Consider the following 16,350-nt stretch of genomic DNA (forward strand, 5'->3'; position numbering starts at 1 on the left):
AAAATACAACAACTACCGAGATGAGCTGACCATGATGAATAACGACAGCATTTCCCCCGACCTTCTGCACAAGGGTTCGGCTGACGACGTTTTGATTTGTGCACCGAGAGACGCATTGCCGCTGTATGTGAACGAAGCACTGATCGAGGCCAATGGGCATAACCCGTTGGTGCGCAATTACGTCGCGGGCGCCAACCAGCAGCGGCGCTTCGAGATTGCGCCCGTGTTGCAGAAGAAGAGCCGGATGGACGGCGTCGGTGCCGATGATGAATGGAACCAGGTGCGAGCACTGCCTTACCAGATCGTCGCCGCGCAACTGGAATCGGCTGAAGCAAGGATCGACAACCTGGAGTTTGCCGTCGCTGCCCTGTGCGAATCGATCGCGCCGATCCGCCGCGCCAGTTCGTTTCGCTTGATCAATAACGCCGACAACTACTTCTTCTATCGCAAGGCGCACGAACATGTGCCGGGGACGATGTTCATCGAAGCGGCGCGTCAGGCGGTCTATCACCATTTGTACCATCACACCGATCATGCACGCGGCGCCGTCACCGTCAGCGTCAATGAGCTGAACGCGAGCTTTTTCGCCTACGCCGAGCTGATGTACCCGATCGAACTGGTGGTCGACAACATGACCCCGAGCGATGCCACCTCACCGAAGAAAATCCATCTGCGGGTTGCGTTCTATCAGCGCCAGACGCTGTTCGCCACGGTCGATACCAAGGCCACGGTGATCGATATGCCGCTGTTCGAAAAGACCCGCAATATCTTCATCTACTCCAATGACTGGTTTGCACCGCTGCAGGCGTCGAAGCTGGCCTGCACGATCAGCGACCAGCAGGGGCGCAAGGCCCAGGTGCAACTGTTGGGTCTGGGCAAGACCGGTTGCGTAACGACCACGGCGGATCTGCCCGACCCGGTCACTCTGCACATCGTCTACGAAGGCAAGCTGAGTTTCACCGCCAGCATCCGTCGTGCCGGACAGGGCGAGCATGCGTCGTGGGAGTTTGCCGAGGTGGATTTCAGCGGTTTGCAGGTGATCAGCGACATGATCAAGCGCGGCTTTGTTCACCTCGATGAGCCGGCGCTGGCGGCGCTGAAGCAATGAGCAAAGAAAACCCAAGCTTGCAGGCGGCCACCCAGGCGCTGCATTTCGGCGCGCATGCAGTGGCGAAAAACCGACTGTATTTTTCTTCGCTCGGCATGGATCTGTGTGACGAACACGGCTTTCCGCTGCCAGCGTTTTTTTCGGTTTATCAAGCCTTGATGGTCGGCGGCGCCGGCTTCGGTTTTCTCGGCAATGCCAGCGTGGACGCCGATGCGCGGTACAACAGCCGCGGTCTGCGCCTGACTTCGGCAGCCCACGCGCAGGCCCTGCGGCCGCTGTTTGAAGCGGCACGGGAGCGTGGTTTTCCGCTGGGGGTGCAATTGCAGCATTACGGGCCGCAGTCTTTGCCGTCGAAGCAAGGGATCATTCTGACGCCCAGCGGTATCGCCTCACCGACGGTGCTCAGTGCCCATCCCCAGGCTCGGGCAGTGGCGATGTCAGAGGCGCAGATTCAGCGCTGCATCGAGCAGTTCTGCGCTGCCGCCCGTTACGCGCAACAGGCCGGCGCCACGCTGATTCAGTTGCAGGCGTCCAACGGCTATTTGATCAGCAGCTTTCTCTCGCCAAAGACCAATCAACGCGAGGATGACTGGGGCGGTACGCCGCTCAAGCGCGCCAGGTTGCTGCTGGCGATTGTCGAAGGCATTCGCCAGGCCACCGACCACAAAGTGGCCGTCACCGTGCGCCTGGGCATGGACGACGGTCTCGGTGAAGAAGGCCAGCACGCGGCGCTGTTGGGTGACGTCGTCGCGGCGCTGGAAGCCAGCGGGGTCGCAGCGATTACCTGCTCGCTGGGTATCAGCGAGACCTTCCGCTTCTTTTTCAAGAACACCGAACAAGCCTTGGCCATGTCGCGGGAGGGCTGCCGCTATCTGAAACGCTTCGTGCGCATTCCGCTGGGGTTTACCGGCTCGGTGGCAGACGTGGCGCAAGCCAACGAAATCATCGCCAGCGGCGATGCCGATTTTGTCGGCTTCGGCCGCGCCATGCTCGCCGACAACCACTTTGTCGCCAAGCAACTGGCGGGGCGAGCGGATCAGGTCAACCGCTGTCGAGGCGATGCCTTTTGTTTTCGCGACAAAAAAGAACCGATGGCCGAGCGCGTCTACTGCTGCGTCAATCCTGACTATCGACGGCCAGAACAACTACAACAGCACTACGAGGAAAACCTGAAATGAACTTCACCGCCAAGATCGCCCTTGTTGTCGGGGGCACACGCGGGATCGGTTTCGATGTCAGCCAGAAACTCATCGAAGCCGGCTGCATCTGCTACATCACCGGCCGCAACGAAGACGACGGCCTGACGGCGCAAAGTCGCCTCGGCGACAACTGCACGTTCATCAAAAGTGACGTCACCGACGAAGCCTCGGTCATCGAGCTGTTCCGTATCATCAATGACAAACACGGCCGACTCGATCTGGCCGTGAACAATGCCGGCGTCACCTCCAGACATGCACCGATCCGCGACATGGATTTCCCTGACTGGAAACGCGTGCTGGAGATCAACCTGCTGGGCCCGCTGCTGTTGCTCAAGCACGAGACCAATCTGATCTCGAAGCATGCGGGTGGCTCGATCGTGAACGTCTCGTCCTGCGCCGGTCTGCTGGGGGTTGCCAGACAAAGCGCCTATTCCACCAGCAAGGCTGCGCTGAACATGCTGACTCAGGTCTGCGCGATTGAATGCGCTGAAGAGGCTTTGCCTGAGCGGCATTCGATTCGCGTCAACGCCGTGTGCCCGGGCCCGACGCTGGGCGGCATGAACTCCGAGGAACGCCTGAAAGCCAATCCGGAATCCACCAGGCACAAGTTGCAGGTCACGGCGATGAAGCGCTTCGCCAATCCCGGTGAAATCTCTGCCGCGATCCTGTGGCTGCTCAGTGATGCCTCTTCGTTTGTCACTGGCACCGTAATGCCGGTAGATGGCGGCTTCTCCGCCGGTAAATTCTGATGCACACGGTCAAGCGTAATCCCGGCGCTGGCTCGCGCGAGAAGGGCAAACACCGGGTGTTCATCACCGGTGTGAGCAGCGGTATCGGCGAGGCGCTGGCGCAGCTGCATCTGCAAAACGGCCATACGGTTTTTGGCACCGCACGGCGTCAGCCCTATGCACTGATGGACCATCCGAATTTCCGTTTTCGGCCGTTCGATCTCTCGCGGCCGAGTGAGATGGGCGAGCTGTTCAAGGACAACTTTGCCGAGGTTCTGGAGCAAGGCGTCGACCGGTTTTTCCTCAATGCCGGGGTCAGCGGCAACGTGCCGGGGCGTGGCGGTGACTTCACCCTGGACGAATTGCAGCATGTGCTCAACGTCAATGTGCTGGCCAACAAGGCCATTCTCGATCTGATGTTGGCTTCGGCACAGCGGCCGGCGACCTGCGTGCTGTCGGCCTCGATGGCTGGCGTGCGCTTTCGCGCGGGTACGCTGCCGTACAGCCTGTCGAAAGCCGCGCTGGCGGCATTGGCCGGCGTCTACGCCGAAGAAAACCCGGAGATCTTTTTTGCCGTACTCGGCCTGTGCAACGTCGACACCGGTTTGTCGCGGCAGGTGAGTTTCAGCCAGCGCACCGCTGACTTCGCCGACCTCAAGTCGCTGCAACAACGAGCCCTGGCGCCCGGCTACATGGTGTCGCCGGCGCAACGTGCGAAAGACATCCTGGCGGTGATTGACGCGCCCGAAGCTTACGGGATCAAGAGCGGAATCTTCGTCGACATGCGCACGGCGCTGGCCGATCACCAGAAAGCGCACCCGCCATTGTCCCAAGCGTAGTGAACGCAGGGACCTGCATCAGCCAATAAAGGAATGTTGGAATGTTCAATCAAGTCAAAGCGCTGACCGAGTCAGCCGTTCGGCAACAGGATCTGTTGTTGAGCACCCCGATCGATTTGTCCCGTGGGGAAGACAGCCGCCTCTATGGTGTGGACGGCAGCATCGACTCCCTGACCCTGGTTTCGATCATCGTCGATGTCGAGGAAAAGCTGCGCAGCCAGCTGGGCGTTGACGTGCGTCTGGCCGATACCAGCGACCTGCCCGACACCGCCACACCGTTTGCCACGCTGGGCACGCTGATCGCCTACATCATGGATCGGCTGTCGGCGGCGCAAGCACAAACTCAAGCGGTTTGATCGAACGACGGGGTGTGTATGCAAGTTGAAGAATTTCTGGCGCATCTGCAAAGCGTCGGCAACCAAGCGGCGATTGTCAGCGATGAGGGCCGCTTTACCTATGATCAGTTGCATCAGCAGATAACCGCCTACGGCGAAGAGCTGGCGGCAAAATCCGTGCGCGATTCGAGTGTGTTGCTGGTCGACAACTACAGCTTCAACAGCGTGTGCATGCTGTTCGCGCTGTGGCTGCACAACAACGTGGTCGCGCTTTCCGTACCCAAGGACGAGGAGCAACTGGCGAATCTGGCGGGCGCTGCGGGGGCACGGTTTTCCGTGATCGGCGGGGCGCCGGAGTTTGCGGTTATCCGTCACAACAACAGTCGGGTGCCGCCGACCGTCGACGGTCTGCTGTCGCGTCGTCAGGCCGGTTTCATCGTGTTTTCCTCAGGCTCGACAGGTCCGGCCAAAGGCGTGGTGCATGCCATTTCGCCGTTCTTCGAGCGCTATCTGAGTGCTGAGCGTTGCGGCGCGATTCTGGCGTTTTTACTGTTCGATCACATCGGCGGTCTGGTCACGGTTCTGCAGGCGCTGGCTACCCACGGCACGTTGATCCTGCCCAAGGAGCGCTCGCCGCAAGAGGTCGGTCGCTGCATCGAATCGTTCAATGTGCAGACCCTGCATGTATCGCCGACGCTGCTCAATCTGGCGACGGTCACCGGCGTCTTCCAGAAGTGGGACACCCGCAGCCTGGAGCGCATCTATTTCGGCTCGGAGCCGAGTTCACCGCAAGCGATTCAGCGCATTGCCAGCCTGCTGCCACAAGTGCAGTTGCAGCAGTTGTACGGGATGTCGGAAATCGGCGTGCTGCCATGTCGCAGCAAGGACGGTGACAGCGCGTGGATGAAGATCGACGATCCGAACTACAGCCTGCGGGTGGTCGACGGCATTTTGCAGGTGCGCGGGGCGACCAACATGCTCGGCTACCTGGCCAGCGTCGGTGACCTGTCGAGCGATGGCTACCTGATCACCCACGATCTGGCCGAGGAACATGAAGGCTACTTTCGGGTGACCGGGCGGGCGGTCGATCTGATCAATGTCGGCGGCAAGAAGGTGTTTCCGTCGCACGTGGAAAGCGTGCTGATGGGCCTGGAAAACGTCTCCGACGTGGTCGTCTACGCGCAGCCGAATCCGCTGCTCGGGCAGATCGTTGCCGCGCGGTTCACGCTGATCGAGCCGGAGGCGCTGGAGGCGTTCAAGGTTCGCTTGTATCAACACGTTCGCGGTGTCCTGGCGCAGGAGCAACTGCCCAGGGTGGTCTCCATTGCCGAGACCCCGCTGTACACCAGCCGTTTCAAGAAAATGCGTCACCCCGGCGTTCTCGCCCAGTCGTGAGACCGGTTTACTCATCACGTTATAAGGAAATGACAAATGGTTGATCTGGTAAAAATGCGCGAAAGCATCGCTGAAATCCTGTCCATCCCGGTGGACAAACTGCACGGTGAGACTCGGCTGGAAAACAGCGAGAACTGGGACTCGATGGCGCGAATCGGGATTATCGCGCTGGTGTTCGAACAAGTCGGTGTGAGCGTGTCGGGCGAGGAGATCGAGCGCGTGGTCACGGTGCAGGATCTGTTCGATCTGATCGACGGGAAAATCAAGGACGCCGCATGAGCCTGCTGACCATTGAGGGCGTCGTCATTCGGGCGGTCACAGCGGCACTGCCTGAGCGGCGGGTGACCGAGGCGGACTTCGCCGAACTGTTCGGCGCCAAGGAAGTTGAGCGCATCACCAAGAGCACCGGCATCCAATCGATCCGCGAAACCAAAACCCTGTACACCTCCGATCTGATCATCGCCGCATGCCGCAACCTGCTCGATCAAGGGCATGCTGCGGCAGGGGAGATCGATGGTTTGATCGTGGTGACCCAGACCCCGGATTCCTGGGTGCCGGGTGTCGGTTTCGTGGTGCAGCAGGCGCTCGGCCTGCCACAGCATTGTCTGGTGCTGAACGTGGCCGCTGGCTGCTCCGGCTACATCAGCGCGCTGGTCCAGGCGGGGGCGCTGATCTCCTCCGGCGCCTGCAAGAAGATCCTGCTGTGCACTGGCGACGTCACCACGCGGATCCTCGACGAGCGCGACCGTCACGTGAAAATGCTGTTTGGTGACGCCGCTTCGGCGACCTTGCTGGAAGCGGGTGAAGGCAAATTCGAATTCATCTGCGGTGCCGACGGCAGCGGCGGTACTGCGCTGCAGTCCGACATTGCCTACGCCAGAGAGGAGGGCAATCCGGTCTGCGCGACTATCCAGCGCTTGCAGATGGACGGCACGGCGGTGATGAATTTTGCCCTGAGCCGTGTACCGCAGACCGTCAAGGCCTTGCTCGATGCCACGGGGTTGAGTCCGGCTACGCTGGACTTGCTGGTGCTGCATCAGGCGAACGAGTTCATGCTCAACTACCTGCGGCGGATGATTGGTGTGGCGCCGGAGAAAATGCCGGTCGACATCGATGGCGTTGGCAACACCAGCTCCACCTCGATTCCGATCGTGTTGTCGCGCCACGCCGCGATGGGTACGCCGCAGGCTGAACACGTTGTGCTGTGCGGTTTCGGTGCCGGGTTGTCGTGGGGCGCGTTGAAGGCGGACCTGCGCCAGACCGTCGCCGTGGCGCCTTGCGATGTGCCGGAAAAAATCGCTCAGGCAGTCAGTGAGCGTTTGCAAGCCTGAATAAGGCAATACACGGCAGCTTCGCGGCGATGCCCGCATCCACCCGCAAAGCTGCCGTGCCCGGGTTCAAATCGACTGATCGAACGAGACAGCTGTCATGAGCCGCACCTTCTGCAACGCACTGGGCATCATCGGGCGCAAGGATAATCTGCTATGGGAATATCCTTCGCCGTTTCTTCCGCTGTTCCAGTTTCACGAGCGCCATGAGTCAGGCCCGATTCGTGCGCAACCCGAGGCCATCATCGCCGCAGTTTGCGCGCTGAACATGCGCGATGACCGCGTCGTCGATGCGCTGCTGTGCCTGCGCGAACTGCCGGGGAAAATACTGCGCACGTTTGGCGACCGAACAGTGCCGCAGGAAACTGTGCCGTTCGGCTTTGACGCTTTCACCTTGCTCGAACGCACTTCGACTGAAGTGTCTCTAGGCCTGGCCGGACGCTTCTGGCGCCCTGATCTGAAGACCGGTCACATCGCTGACGCTCAAGCATTCAAAGTCCTGGATGACCCACACGTAGCCAAACTGGTGCTGCGTTTTCAGGTCGTCGAACACCCTCAAGGCAGGCGTACGCTGCGCACCGAAACCTTCGTGTATTGCGCCACCACGCGCAGCAAAATGCTGTTTACCCCTTACTGGCTGTTGATTCGTCTGGCCAGCGGCTGGATTCGGCGACGCAACCTTGCTGCCATCCAGCGGCAATTTTCGACGGAACGGGTTGTGTAAAAGTCCGCATCAATTGGTTACATTGATAGTCTCTGCGAATCAGTCTCTCCGAGTCCCGCCATGGCCATCAACTTCGACCTCAACGACCTGCAAGCCTTTCGCGCTGTGGTCGAACAGGGCAGTTTCCGCAAGGCCGCCGACACTGTGCGCCTGTCTCAACCGGCCCTGAGCCGACGTATCGAAAAGCTCGAAGACGCCCTCGGTGTAAAACTGTTCGAACGCACCACGCGCAAGGTCAGCCTGACCCAGGCCGGACGCGGCTTCATGCCCAGCGTCGAGCGTTTGCTCGATGACCTGGACGTGGCGTTGCTGGGCATCAGCGAAGTGGCTTCGACCCGGCTCGGTCATGTCACTGTGGCCTGCGTGCCTTCGGCGGCGTACTACTTCATGCCGCGAGTGGTCGCCCGCTATCACCAGCAATTCCCGCGTATCAAAGTCAAAGTCCTCGATTCCAGTGCCCACGACGTGCTCAGCGCAGTGGTCAACGGCGAGGCGGATTTCGGTTTGAGTTTCATGGGGACCCAGGAGGCCAAAGTCGAATTCGAACCGCTGGTGCAGGAAAGCTACGTGGTCGCGTGTCGTCGCGATCACCCGTTGGCCGGACGCAGCAGCGTGACCTGGGACGAGTTCTATCAGCAGGATTACATCTCGCTCGACAAGACTTCCGGCAACCGTTTTCTGCTCGATCAGGCCTTGAGCGGCGTCGTGCCGCAACGCCCGAGCATCTGCGAGACACGGCATGTGACGACGATGATTGGGCTGGTGGAGGCGGGGCTAGGGGTGGCGGCGGTGCCGCTGATGGCGATGCCCGGGCCGGATCATCCGATCCTGACCCGGGTGCCGCTGACCGATCCGCAGGTGATGCGCAGTGTCGGCATCATCAAGCGCCGGGATCGTACGTTGACCCCGGCAGCACTGGAGCTGGAACGGCTGGTGGTGGAAATGAAAGTCCAGCCGCCGCCGATCAGCGCTTGACCGAATCCAGTCCGGTGGCTTGCACGTCAGCCTGGGCGGCAGGTGCGGCGAGGTAGTCGAGCAAGGCCTTGGCCTCTTTTGGATGCTGCGCGCCGACCGGAATACCGGCGGCGAAGCGGGTCACCGACTGCACCGACTCCGGAATCTTGCCGACAAAACTCACCCCTGGCACCGGCAGCAATTCGCTGACCTGCTGGAAGCCCAGTTGATAATCGCCCGTGGCGACCACCGAACCCACCGGGATTTTCGGGATCATCTTCGCTTTCGGTTTCAGTTGATCCTCGACACCGAGTTTCTTGAACAGCTCCTTCTCGATGTACACGCCGCTGGCGCTGTCGGAGTAGGCCACCGATTTTGCGTCGAGCAGGGTTTTCTTCAGGCTTTCGACGCTGCTGATGTCCGGCTTCGGCGCGCCTTCACGCACCACCAGACCGATCCGCGAATCCGCCAGTTCGACCCGCGAGGCCGGGTCGACCTTGCCTTGTTTGATCAGGTCATCGAGGGCATAGCCGACCATGATCACCACGTCGGCGTGCTCACCGCGGGCGAGGCGGTTGGGGATCGCTTCCGGGGCTTTGCCCATCGATGGCCCGAGCTGGGTATCGAGGGTATTGCCGGTGGCGGCCGCGAATTTCGGGCCGAGGATTTTGTAGGCGGCGGTGAAGCCGCCCGACGTCATCACGTTCAGCTGTTCAGCGTGTGCCAGAGCGCTGAAAGCGAAGAGGGCGATGGCGCTGAGATTGATCAGTTTTTTCAAGGTGATTGCTCCTTAGGCGGCAACCGGTTGCAAACGGCCGCCTGCGCGGCGATAGAGGTACAGCGTGGCGCACAACGCGCACAGTGCGCCGACGCTCATCCAGTAACCCGGCGCTGCCTTGTCGCCGGTGTACTGGATCAGGAAGGTCGACATCGCCGGAGTGAAGCCACCGAAAATTGCGGTCGCCAGGCTGTAAGCCAAGGAAAAACCGGCCACACGCACCTCCACCGGCATGATCTCGGTCAGCGCCGGAATCATCGCGCCGTTGTACATGCCGTAGATGAACGACAGCCACAACAGCGACAGCAACATGTGGCTGAAACTCGGTGCCTGCACCAGGTACGACAGCGCCGGATAAGTCGTGGCCAGCGCCAGCAGCGACATGGCGATCAACACCGGACGCCGGCCGATACGGTCGGACAACATGCCGCCAATCGGCAGCCAGAAGAAGTTCGAAACGCCCACCAGCAAGGTCACCAGCAGCGCATCGGAAGTGCTCAGGTGCAGCACGGTTTTACCGAAGGTCGGCGCGTACACGGTAATCAGGTAGAACGCGGTGGTGGTCAGCGCGACCATCAGCATGCCGCCGAGCACCACCACCCAGTTCTGGCCGAGGGTGCGGAACACTTCGCCCATGCTCGGACGGTGTTTGCGCGCGGCGAACTCTTCGGTTTCCGCCAGGTTACGGCGCAGCAGGAAGATGAACGGCACGATCATGCAGCCGACGAAAAACGGAATCCGCCAGCCCCAATCGGCAATCACATCCGGCGCCATCCACGCGTTCAGGGCGAAGCCCAAGGCTGCCGCAACGATGATCGCCACTTGCTGACTGGCCGACTGCCAGGCAGTGAAAAAGCCCTTGCGGCCAGGGGTGGCGATTTCCGACAAGTACACCGAAACACCGCCCAATTCCGCACCGGCGGAGAAGCCTTGCAATAGCCGTCCGACCAACACCAGCGCGGGTGCAAAAAGACCAATGGTTTCGTATCCGGGCACCAGCACTATCAGGATCGTACCGCTGGCCATGATCGACAGGGTGACGATCAGACCTTTGCGGCGACCGACATCATCGATGTACGCGCCGAGCACAATCGCCCCCAGCGGACGCATCAGGAAACCTGCGCCGAACACGGCAAAAGTCATCATCAGGGAAGCGAACTCACTGCTCGCCGGGAAGAACACCGCCGCAATCTGCGTGGCGTAGAAGCCGAACAGAAAGAAGTCGAACTGTTCGAGGAAGTTGCCCGAGGTCACCCGGAAAATGGCGCCGGCCCGTGAGCCGCCGTGTGGGATTGAGGCTGTCATAGAAAAGAACTCCACCGCTTTTATGACGTGCGCGACGTGGAAGCAGCGCACGGTTGTTATTGCGGCGGATGGTCGCGCAGGTGTTACAGGATGTTAATTGCATTGTTGGCATGGATTGATGTGCAGAGCGGATCAATCCTGAAAACACCGTCTAACCTGTGGGAGCGAGCCTGCTGGCGATAGCGGTTTGTCAGTCAATGGAGATGTTGCATGTGCCGACGCCATCGCTGGCAAGCCAGCTCCCACAGTTTCTGCGGTGTGCCCTCTGTTCCTGCACCACCAAGAAACCTTGTGGGAGCTGGCTTGCCAGCGATGGCGGAGTATCTGTTCAATAAAATCCATCACCAGCCCAGGCAAAAAAACAAGGAATGATTTCCTGACTCAGCAGTCGGAGTACAGGCAAAACCCATCTGAAGGAGGTTCACCGATGAACAGCAAAACCCTAATCGCCAGCCTGGCCCTCGTCGCCGGCATTGCCGGGATCAGCCCACTTGTTCAAGCGGCGCAAACCTCAAGCGAACAGGCTGTCCAGTCGCCTACCAGCGACCGTGAGTTGAAAGTCAACGACCGAGCACCAGACATCTACCAGCGCAGCGACAAAGCGTTGAAAAACTGGAAACAGAAAGGCCTGAAAGCCCCGGTCGATCAGGCGCAGTGGGTGCAGATCAACGACAAGTACGTGATGGTCATGATCACCAACGGCACCATCGTTGAGATGCAGCCTGTCGAGCGTTAAGCGCTTTGGCAACAATTGGCCATGGACGGTCGATTGCATTCGGGCGCCATTCGGGTAAAACGCGAAGGGCGTTTCGAGTGACTGGATGTCAGGAGCAATCGTTGGAAAAGAAACCGCTTTATCGCAAAGTAAATACCACCGCCCATAACGTCTGGCGCAACAATCAGGGCAGTCACTATCGGTATGAGCGTAATACCAAAGCCGAGAAACGTAGCGAGGCGATGCGGGGTTCGATGCATGGAATCAAGCATCACGGCTACGATTACACGCCATTATTTCGCTTTCTGTTATCTCGTGTCGGAGGTAACTGGGATGAGATTTTCAGCGAGGCGGTTGCGCGCGTTGATCGCCCGGAGCCAGTGTTCTGGATGGTGTCCATCCATGAAGACGATCGCGAGGAGGTCGTGCGACTGGGTGAGTCGAGCTACTTCAATGGCCTGTACGTCGATGAGCAAAAGCGCCTGCAAATCGTCAATCCGGATTTGAAGGCCGAAGAGATGAAGCCTCATTGCCAATGTTGCACCCACACCTTCAATGGCGTTGTGTTTGGCTTGCCTCCTGACTGAGTGTTTCCACTCGATAGACCGCCAATCATTGGTTAATGAGTTGCGAACTGCTGCCGTTTCTGGGAAAACGGCCGCCAGTTAAGCAATTGAGTGAATGTCATGACGGATGAACTGCAGGTAATCGATCTCCAGGTGGGCGAGGGCAAGGCTGCCGTCAAAGGCGCGCTGATCACCACCCACTACACCGGCTGGCTGGAAGACGGCAGCGAGTTCGACTCTTCCCACAGCCGTGGCAAACCTTTCCAGTGCGTGATTGGCACGGGCAGGGTGATCAAGGGTTGGGATCAGGGACTGATGGGCATGCAAGTGGGCGGCAAGCGCAAACTGCTGGTGCCGGCGCATCTGGGCTATGGCGAGCGGACGATGGGCAAGATTCCGCCGAATTCGAATCTGGTGTTTGAGATCGAGTTGCTGGAGGTTTTGACGCGGGACGATTGAGGCGAATAAACGCCGATCAATCAATGTCCATGCAACCTGTGGCGAGGGGATTTATCCCCGATGGACTGCGCAGCAGACCTTGTTGGGGCATTGCTCCGCGATCCATCAAGCCCTCGCCATTTTCACTCAGGCAACCATCGCAATCTCGGTCAACGTGTCAGCCACTGTCCTTTCAAGTGACGGAAAACGCCGTTTCACTCGGTGCAGCGCGGGCAGCACAGCCTCCATCTCAAGCTCATCGAGTTTCCCGAGAGCGGCCACTGCCGAGGCCACAATTGTTTCCCGCTCGCTTTCAAACAACACCAGGCATGCGTTCTGCGCCCAGCGGCGATCCCGTTCGTTGAGGCCCATGGCGACTAATGCGGCGACGACGTGGGCATCTGGTTTATTGGCCATGTGAAATTCTCCTTTGCGTCGTTTTCCTTGTGGCGAGGGAGCTTGCTCCCGCTGGGTTGCGAAGCGACCCCAAGCCCCATCGATCCGGTTCGGATCCGGATTTTCGACTGCTGTGCAGTCGAGCGGGAGCAAGCTCCCTCGCCACAGGGACGCTTTTTCAATTGCTGATCGGGGGCTCGAGGTTGTCGAGGGCGCGGTTCACGGCGAGTTCGCCGAGCATGACTACTTGCTGGATGCCGAGCAGGGTGTTGCGGTAGGGCGCGTCGAGCAGGCCGGCGAAGTCGCTGAGCATGATGCTGGCCGAGGCCATGGATTCGCAGGCGTGGGCCAGCAGTTCTTCGTTGTCCATGTTCGGGGCGACGACAAACATGTGGCTGGGTTTGCGCTCGGGCGGGGCTTGCGGTTTCAGGTAGTGATCGAGGGCGCGTTCGGCGGCTTCGTGGAGTTTTCTGGAATTGGGGTCGGAGTAGGGGGATGTTGATTCCGGGTCAGGTATTGCGTCCGCTTCTGGCGGATTTGGCGTTACTTTGAACATTTGTTGGGCAACCTCAATGAGGCTGACACGCTTTTGCGACTAAACAATAGGTGGCAGCTGTACGCAGGTTAGTCGACCAGTACCCAAACATTACCGGCGCACCCGAAGGCGCCCTGCGCACAGCTGCCATTGAGTGCAGGCGTGAAAGTGCCTGACTGATAACAGCTTGCGTGTTTGAGATAAAACCGAGCGACTAAACCCGATCACTGACCATTCAGTGACGCGAACCAAGTTACCGATGCCCCCCAAACCGCACAAGCCGGCGGATTCTGGCGTAGTTGTAGGCAAAGGCGCAAGGCGATGTAGCCTGCTGGATGATGCCTAAATGATGCTGCGTTTTTCAGTCCGCCATCGCCAGCAGGCTGGCTCCTACAGGGGAATCTGCGTACGGCGCGGAACCCGAGCACCCCCGGAAAAATGTAGGAGTGAGCCTGCTCGCGAAGGGGCCGGTACATCCAGCATCTTTGTTTCCAGACACACCGCTATCGCGAGCAGGCTCACTCCTACAACGGGATTGAGGTCGCCTTCAGCTTCCCGTTCATCCCTTGAATGCTCACCGAACTTGCGATTGCCCAAGCCATCGGCGACCATGCCTGCCATATAGGGGTAGGGGGTATAGGTATGTCGCACATTCATGAACACAAAGACGAGCTGCTGAACCGGGTGCGGCGCATTGCCGGGCAGGTGCAGGCCGTTGAAAAAGCGCTGGAGGGCGATGCCGATTGCGCCAAGACCTTGCACCTGGTGGCGGCAATTCGCGGGGCGGTCAACGGTTTGATGGAGCAGTTCATCGAGGCCCACACCCGTGAACATGTGGCGCATCCCGACCTCACCGACGAACAGCGTGCCCAGGGCGCCGAAGATCTGCTGCAAGCCATCCGTCGTTATTCCAAATAGAGCATCAGCATCATGAACCTGACCCCAAGCGCTGACCGTTTCAGCCACGATCACCAGTTTCTCGGCGCGTCCCACGATGAAAACGCCCGCCGCACCTTGTGGGTGGTGGCGCTGACGTTTGTGATGATGATCGGTGAGATCGCCGCCGGTTACCTCACCGGTTCCATGGCTTTGCTGGCCGACGGTTTTCACATGGCAACCCATGCCGGCGCGTTGGGCATCGCCGCCGCCGCGTATGGTTTCGCCCGGCGCAACGCCAACAACCGTCGCTACAGTTTCGGCACCGGTAAGGTCGGCGATCTGGCCGGTTTTGCCTCGGCGATGGTGCTGGGGCTGGTGTCGCTGGGCATTGCCGGCGAATCGGTTTTTCGATTGTTCGAACCGACCACCGTGGCGTTTGGCGAAGCGACCGTGATCGCGATTGTCGGGTTGGGCGTAAACGTCCTGAGCGCCTTCCTGCTGATGGGCCATCATGGCCATGACCACGGCCATCAGCATGACCACGGCCACGATCATCATCACCATCACGACAACAACCTGCGCTCGGCCTACGTCCACGTGTTGGCCGATGCCCTGACCTCGGTACTGGCGATTGCCGCGTTGCTGGCCGGGCGCTATCTGGGCTGGGTGTGGCTGGATCCGGCGATGGGTATTGTCGGCGCGATTGTCATCGCGAAATGGGCCTACAACCTGATGCGCGACAGCGCCGCGGTGCTGCTCGACACCACCGACGAACCGGTGGAGGCGGAGATCCGCGAGCTGCTGGAAACCTCGGACGATGTGCGCATCAGCGATCTGCATGTCTGGCAGGTCGGCCCGCAGGCGCGGGCGGCGATTGTCAGTGTGGTCGCGGCGGCGGGCGTGACGGCGGAGGCTATTCGCGAACGGCTGGCGCCGGTGCATGAGCTGTCGCACCTGACCATCGAGCTGCGCAACGCTTAAGGCTGCACCGCGCTGAACAGTGGAATCCGCCCATTGAGGGATGGGCGGTAATGCCACGTCAGTTGTTGCAGATTCACACCCTGATCGAGGATTTCTCTGACAGTCGCAGCGGCAATGCTCAGCGCCAGCGTCTGCCCCGGACACTGATGCCGGCCGCTGCCAAAGCTGAAACTGCGCCGGTCAGGACGATCCAGCAGAAACCGCTCGGGCTCTGCATTCAACAAAGGATCGCGGTTGGCCGAGGCCAGCAGCACCAGAATCACCTCACCGGCCTCAAGCCGCACGCCATCGATCTCGCAAGTCTGCGCGACAAAGCGCCGAGTGTTCTGCACCGGCGGATCAAAGCGCTGAACCTCGGCCAGCAACACGTCCATTGCGGCATCACGCAACTCGGGCTGACGTTGCAGCGCTATCAGCGCATTGCCGATCAGCCCGGCAGTCGCTTCAAACGTCTGCGAACAGAGACCGATCAGGTTGGCGATCAGGGTTTCTTCGTCTCCTGCAAAGCGCTGTTCGATGGCCTTGAGCAACTCGCTATCGGCTTCGGCCAGCAACTCGATAAAATAGCCGTGCAATTGCTCCGCCGCCGCATGCGCCGCCGCCAGTTGCAGGTCATTGCTCAGCGGCGACAGGCAGGCGACGAAATCCGGGGTCAACTCACTGATGGCCCGGCCCTGCGCCGGGGTGAAGCCGAGCAGCGCCGCGACCACGCACACCGGGCCGCGAAACATTGCCTTATATAAGCCATCGGCGTCCGCCGTCATCAATCGCGCCGCCACCAGCGTGCGTACCAGGTTGTCATCGATCAACTGCAGCGCCGGTTCCACCGCAGAGCGTGGGCGGCGCTGACGTTCGCCCTCGTTCATCCGCATCAACTGCCCGAACACCTTGCCGGCCATCCCCGAGGCAATCGCCATGGGCACCGGCTCCTGCAGCGGTCGCACCCGACAGTCGGCATGCATCAGCACTGCGCTCACCGCTCGGGCGCTGCTTGCGATCCACAGTTTCAATCCGTGATCAAAGGTCAGTCCGCCCTCGGCGCGCAGTTTGGCGTAGTAGGGATAGGGATCGGCATGCGTCGCAGCGATGATCGGGTCCATGGTTCACAGCCTTGTCGTCGGGAAAGTGAAGCGAGTATCTTCAGTTC

General features: G+C 60.1%; 20 protein-coding genes. 15 read left to right on the forward strand and 5 right to left on the reverse strand.

The window, feature by feature from the left end; all coding sequences use genetic code 11:
- The first annotated feature begins 31 nt into the window (after nt 1-31).
- The 10 genes from V9L13_RS03520 (at nt 32) to V9L13_RS03565 (ending at nt 8,631) form a co-directional block, all read left to right on the forward strand.
- Nucleotides 32-1,108 (forward strand): AfsA-related hotdog domain-containing protein, encoded by a 1,077-nt coding sequence (locus tag V9L13_RS03520; protein WP_338801487.1) that lies wholly within the window; start codon nt 32-34, stop codon nt 1,106-1,108.
- A complete protein-coding gene (locus V9L13_RS03525; protein ID WP_338801488.1) occupies nt 1,105-2,286 on the forward strand; it encodes an NADH:flavin oxidoreductase in 1,182 nt (393 codons plus the stop codon). The genes V9L13_RS03520 and V9L13_RS03525 overlap by 4 nt, the downstream gene beginning before the upstream one ends.
- Nucleotides 2,283-3,056 (forward strand): SDR family NAD(P)-dependent oxidoreductase, encoded by a 774-nt coding sequence (locus tag V9L13_RS03530; protein ID WP_003223958.1) that lies wholly within the window; start codon nt 2,283-2,285, stop codon nt 3,054-3,056. The genes V9L13_RS03525 and V9L13_RS03530 overlap by 4 nt, the downstream gene beginning before the upstream one ends.
- The gene (locus V9L13_RS03535) at nt 3,056-3,874 is read left to right on the forward strand and encodes an SDR family NAD(P)-dependent oxidoreductase (protein ID WP_338801489.1); all 819 of its coding nucleotides are present in this window, start codon (nt 3,056-3,058) and stop codon (nt 3,872-3,874) included. Before V9L13_RS03530 ends, V9L13_RS03535 begins: the two co-directional genes overlap by 1 nt.
- Before the next feature lie 41 nt (nt 3,875-3,915).
- Complete coding sequence (locus V9L13_RS03540) at nt 3,916-4,230, forward strand: hypothetical protein (protein WP_338801490.1); 315 nt, start codon at nt 3,916-3,918, stop codon at nt 4,228-4,230.
- Nucleotides 4,231-4,248: 18 nt separating this feature from the next.
- Complete coding sequence (locus V9L13_RS03545; RefSeq protein WP_338801491.1) at nt 4,249-5,604, forward strand: long-chain fatty acid--CoA ligase; 1,356 nt, start codon at nt 4,249-4,251, stop codon at nt 5,602-5,604.
- Between the two features lie 36 nt (nt 5,605-5,640).
- Nucleotides 5,641-5,883, forward strand: a complete 243-nt coding sequence (locus tag V9L13_RS03550; protein WP_338801492.1) for an acyl carrier protein — start codon at nt 5,641-5,643, stop codon at nt 5,881-5,883.
- Nucleotides 5,880-6,935, forward strand: a complete 1,056-nt coding sequence (locus V9L13_RS03555) for a ketoacyl-ACP synthase III (RefSeq protein WP_338801493.1) — start codon at nt 5,880-5,882, stop codon at nt 6,933-6,935. The genes V9L13_RS03550 and V9L13_RS03555 overlap by 4 nt, the downstream gene beginning before the upstream one ends.
- Nucleotides 6,936-7,032: 97 nt before the next feature.
- Nucleotides 7,033-7,656, forward strand: a complete 624-nt coding sequence (locus V9L13_RS03560) for a hypothetical protein (protein ID WP_338801494.1) — start codon at nt 7,033-7,035, stop codon at nt 7,654-7,656.
- A 60-nt stretch (nt 7,657-7,716) separates the two neighbouring features.
- Nucleotides 7,717-8,631 carry a LysR family transcriptional regulator gene (locus V9L13_RS03565; protein WP_262142777.1) on the forward strand — a complete coding sequence of 305 codons (915 nt, stop codon included), beginning with the start codon at nt 7,717-7,719 and terminating at the stop codon, nt 8,629-8,631.
- Here the strand turns inward: V9L13_RS03565 and V9L13_RS03570 are convergent.
- Entirely contained in the window at nt 8,621-9,388 is a 768-nt protein-coding gene (locus tag V9L13_RS03570; protein ID WP_338801495.1) for a substrate-binding domain-containing protein, read from the reverse strand. The genes V9L13_RS03565 and V9L13_RS03570 overlap by 11 nt on opposite strands.
- Nucleotides 9,389-9,400: 12 nt before the next feature.
- The gene (locus V9L13_RS03575; RefSeq protein ID WP_338801496.1) at nt 9,401-10,693 is read right to left on the reverse strand and encodes an MFS transporter; all 1,293 of its coding nucleotides are present in this window, start codon (nt 10,691-10,693) and stop codon (nt 9,401-9,403) included.
- 427 nt (nt 10,694-11,120) lie between these two features.
- On the opposite strand from V9L13_RS03575, the gene V9L13_RS03580 reads away from it, so the two are divergent.
- The 3 genes from V9L13_RS03580 to V9L13_RS03590 all read left to right on the forward strand — a co-directional run bounded on the left by V9L13_RS03580 (nt 11,121) and on the right by V9L13_RS03590 (nt 12,433).
- Nucleotides 11,121-11,429 (forward strand): RcnB family protein, encoded by a 309-nt coding sequence (locus V9L13_RS03580; RefSeq protein WP_003223974.1) that lies wholly within the window; start codon nt 11,121-11,123, stop codon nt 11,427-11,429.
- A gap of 101 nt (nt 11,430-11,530) precedes the next feature.
- A complete protein-coding gene (locus V9L13_RS03585; protein ID WP_338801499.1) occupies nt 11,531-11,995 on the forward strand; it encodes a hypothetical protein in 465 nt (154 codons plus the stop codon).
- Between the two features lie 99 nt (nt 11,996-12,094).
- Nucleotides 12,095-12,433 carry an FKBP-type peptidyl-prolyl cis-trans isomerase gene (locus V9L13_RS03590; RefSeq protein WP_338801500.1) on the forward strand — a complete coding sequence of 113 codons (339 nt, stop codon included), beginning with the start codon at nt 12,095-12,097 and terminating at the stop codon, nt 12,431-12,433.
- 126 nt (nt 12,434-12,559) lie between these two features.
- On the opposite strand, the gene V9L13_RS03595 is transcribed toward V9L13_RS03590, so the two are convergent.
- Nucleotides 12,560-12,829: a hypothetical protein gene (locus tag V9L13_RS03595; protein WP_252143862.1), complete on the reverse strand. Its 270-nt coding sequence runs from the start codon at nt 12,827-12,829 to the stop codon at nt 12,560-12,562.
- A 157-nt stretch (nt 12,830-12,986) separates the two neighbouring features.
- Nucleotides 12,987-13,364 carry a DUF6124 family protein gene (locus V9L13_RS03600; protein ID WP_338801501.1) on the reverse strand — a complete coding sequence of 126 codons (378 nt, stop codon included), beginning with the start codon at nt 13,362-13,364 and terminating at the stop codon, nt 12,987-12,989.
- A gap of 621 nt (nt 13,365-13,985) precedes the next feature.
- On the opposite strand from V9L13_RS03600, the gene V9L13_RS03605 reads away from it, so the two are divergent.
- The gene (locus V9L13_RS03605) at nt 13,986-14,261 is read left to right on the forward strand and encodes a metal/formaldehyde-sensitive transcriptional repressor (protein ID WP_003223990.1); all 276 of its coding nucleotides are present in this window, start codon (nt 13,986-13,988) and stop codon (nt 14,259-14,261) included.
- 12 nt (nt 14,262-14,273) lie between these two features.
- Nucleotides 14,274-15,203: a CDF family Co(II)/Ni(II) efflux transporter DmeF gene (gene dmeF, locus V9L13_RS03610; protein WP_338801503.1), complete on the forward strand. Its 930-nt coding sequence runs from the start codon at nt 14,274-14,276 to the stop codon at nt 15,201-15,203.
- On the opposite strand, the gene V9L13_RS03615 is transcribed toward dmeF, so the two are convergent.
- On the reverse strand, nt 15,200-16,303 hold the full coding sequence (locus V9L13_RS03615; protein WP_338801504.1) for a cytochrome P450: 1,104 nt from the start codon (nt 16,301-16,303) through the stop codon (nt 15,200-15,202). The two genes, dmeF and V9L13_RS03615, sit on opposite strands and share 4 nt — an antisense overlap.
- Nucleotides 16,304-16,350: the final 47 nt, after the last annotated feature.

The organism is Pseudomonas sp. RSB 5.4, from assembly GCF_037126175.1.
GTDB lineage: Bacteria > Pseudomonadota > Gammaproteobacteria > Pseudomonadales > Pseudomonadaceae > Aquipseudomonas > Aquipseudomonas fluorescens_H.